Origin of the sequence: Gordonia soli NBRC 108243 (assembly GCF_000334455.1) — a bacterium.
In the GTDB taxonomy this organism is placed as follows: domain Bacteria; phylum Actinomycetota; class Actinomycetes; order Mycobacteriales; family Mycobacteriaceae; genus Gordonia; species Gordonia soli.
Genome location: NZ_BANX01000010.1, coordinates 1 through 2,683 on the forward strand (window position 1 = coordinate 1; position 2,683 = coordinate 2,683).

General features: G+C 67.0%; 3 protein-coding genes. All 3 read left to right on the top strand.

Features of this window, described 5'->3' with window-relative positions; genetic code table 11:
• Positions 1-27: 27 nt before the first annotated feature.
• Positions 28-858 (top strand): aldo/keto reductase, encoded by an 831-nt coding sequence (locus GS4_RS07660; protein ID WP_040509895.1) that lies wholly within the window; start codon positions 28-30, stop codon positions 856-858.
• Between the two features lie 119 nt (positions 859-977).
• Positions 978-1,409, top strand: coding sequence for a GtrA family protein (locus GS4_RS07665; protein ID WP_040509896.1), 432 nt, complete (start codon positions 978-980; stop codon positions 1,407-1,409).
• The coding region (locus tag GS4_RS07670) for a phytoene desaturase family protein (protein WP_007619207.1) at positions 1,406-2,683 on the top strand (1,278 nt) is incomplete at its 3' end. The genes GS4_RS07665 and GS4_RS07670, both read left to right, overlap by 4 nt.

Consider the following 2,683-nt stretch of genomic DNA (forward strand, 5'->3'; position numbering starts at 1 on the left):
GCACTGACCGCGGCATATCCTCACGGTGTGGACATTCCGTCGGTGCGGCTGGAAAACGGTTTCGAGCTCCCCCTCGTGGGGCTGGGCACCTCGCAGCTGATGGGACGGCCGGGTAGCGCCGCCGTCGCCACGGCGATCCGATCCGGCTACCGCCTCGTCGACACCGCGACCCGCTACAGCAACGAGCTGAGTGTCGGACACGGCATCCGGGCCTCGGGGGTGGACCGGTCGGAGGTGGTGATCCAGACCAAGCTCGCCGGCGGCGACCAGGGATTCGACGAAGCGATCAATGCCGCCACGCAGAGTGCCCGACGCCTCGGTGTGGACCACCTCGACGTCTATCTCATCCACTGGCCCAACCCATCGCTCGGGCAGACCGTCGAGTCGTGGAAGGCGCTGCTGACGCTCGCCGACGAAGGATTCATCAAAGTGGCCGGCGTATCGAACTTCACCCAGGGACAGTTGCAGTCGCTGTACGACGAGACCGGTCGTTGGCCCGCACTCAACCAGATCCAGTGTTCTCCCGCCCTCGCCCGGACGCAGCTCCGCGAGTTCATGGCCGAGAAGGGCATCCATGCACAGGCGTGGCATCCCAGTGGCCGCAAGGAGAGCGTGCCGGGTGACACGACCGTCATCAAGCTCGCGCGGAAGTACGGCAAGTCGCCCACCCAGATCGCACTGCGGTGGTCGGTGCAGCAGGGCATCTCCGTGATCCCGAAGTCGGCGCACAGCGGGCGGCAGGTCGAGAACGCCGACCTCTTCGACTTCGCGCTGACCGACGATGACCTCGCCGAACTCGCGCAGCTCGACCGCGGAGAACGCGCTGCCCGCGACTCCGGGGTCTACGAAGAGTACTGAGCGCGCGGCAGCCGAGAGCTGCAGCCGAGAGTCGCGGACCGTCTCGACGCGTCGACTAGGGTGACAGGGTGTCTCGACCCGAACCGTCGCACGAGGACTTCACCAGTCGGCATGCGCCGATGCCGATCGAGCTGCCCTTCGACGACGAAGAAGCATCGACCGATGTCGACCTGCGCACCCAGCTCGTCCGCTTCGTCATCGTCGGAGCGTTCTCGGGTCTGCTCGACTTCGGGCTGACGATCCTGCTGCAATACGGTCTCGACGTCCCCTTCTGGCCCGCGAAGTCGGCCGGTTTCATCCTGGGCACCACGACTGCGTACCTGATCAACCGCCGCTGGACCTTCCGGGCTGCGCCGAGCACGTTACGGTTCGTCGCGGTCATCCTGCTGTATCTGGTGACGTACCTGGTCAACACCGGCATCTACACCGGACTGTCTCACCTGTGGCAAGAGACCATCGTCTACAGCTTCCTCGCCTACGTGGTCGCCCAGGGCACGGCAACGGTCATCAACTTCGTCGTGCAACGACTGGTCATCTTCCGCATCCGATGAGCAGCGCACTGGTGGTCGGGAGCGGTCCGAACGGACTGACCGCGGCGGTGGTGCTCGCCGAGGCCGGACTGGACGTCACGGTGGTGGAGGCCGCCCCGACGATCGGCGGCGGAACCCGGACCAGCGAACTCATCGAAGAGGGTGTCTGGCACGACCACTGCTCCGCGTTCCATCCGCTCGGCGCCGGGTCGCCGTACTGGAACAGCATCGACCTCGAGCAGCACGGGCTCCGCTGGCTGACTCCCGAGATCGATTGTGTCCATCCACTCGACGACGGCTCGGCGGGCGTGCTCCACACCTCCATCGACGAAACCGCTGCCGGACTCGGCGCCGACGGTGCGCGGTGGAAGGCAGTCTTCGGGCACGCAGCGGCATCGTTCGATCAGCTGGCAACGGACATCCTCGGGCCGATGATCTCGATACCTCGGCATCCGCTCGCACTGATCGACTTCGGACCTCGCGCACTGGCGCCCGCCTCGCTGACAGCGGCAGCGCTGCGCACCCCGCAGGCGCGCGCGCTCTTCGGCGGAATCGCCGCCCATGCGTTCGGCCGACTCAGCCGGTTGGGCACGTCAGCGCCCGGGTTGATGATGATCGCGGCCGGACACCGGCACGGTTGGCCGGTCGCCGAGGGCGGGTCGTCGGCGATCACCGCGGCACTCGCAGCGAAGCTCATCGCCCTCGGCGGACAGATCGAGACCGACCTCAAGGTCGACCACCTCGACGAGGTCGCCGATGCCGACGTCGTGATGATGGACGTGACGCCGAGGGCGGCGCTGGAGATCCTCGGCGACCGGCTGCCAACACGGATCCGGCGCGCGTACCTGCGGCATCGCTATGGAACCGGCGCGTTCAAGGTCGACTACGTCATCGACGGAGAGGTGCCCTGGACCAACCCGGACGCGCGGCGAGCCGGGACAGTGCATCTGGGTGGCGAGTTCGCACAGGTCGCCGCCGCCGAGAAGGCCACGCTGCGCGGCTCGTTGCCGTCGCAGCCCTTTGTCCTGGTCGGGCAACAGTATCTCGCGGATCCTGGCCGGTCGAACGGTGACCACAATCCGTTGTGGGCCTACGCGCATGTACCGCATCGCTATTCGGGCGACGCCACTGAGGTGGTGACCGCCCAGATAGAGCGGTTCGCGCCCGGATTCCGGCGGCAGATCGTGGCATCGCGCAGTAGCGGCGCGGCTGAGCTCGAACGCGAGAACCCCAACTACATCGGCGGGGACATCGGAGGTGGCGCAAACGACTTGGCTCAGTTGATCGCCCGCCCG

Coding starts and splice junctions, on each gene's coding strand:
- GS4_RS07665 (WP_040509896.1), top strand. CDS start 978: ATGCCGATCGAGCTGCCCTTCGACGACGAAGAAGCATCGACCGATGTC.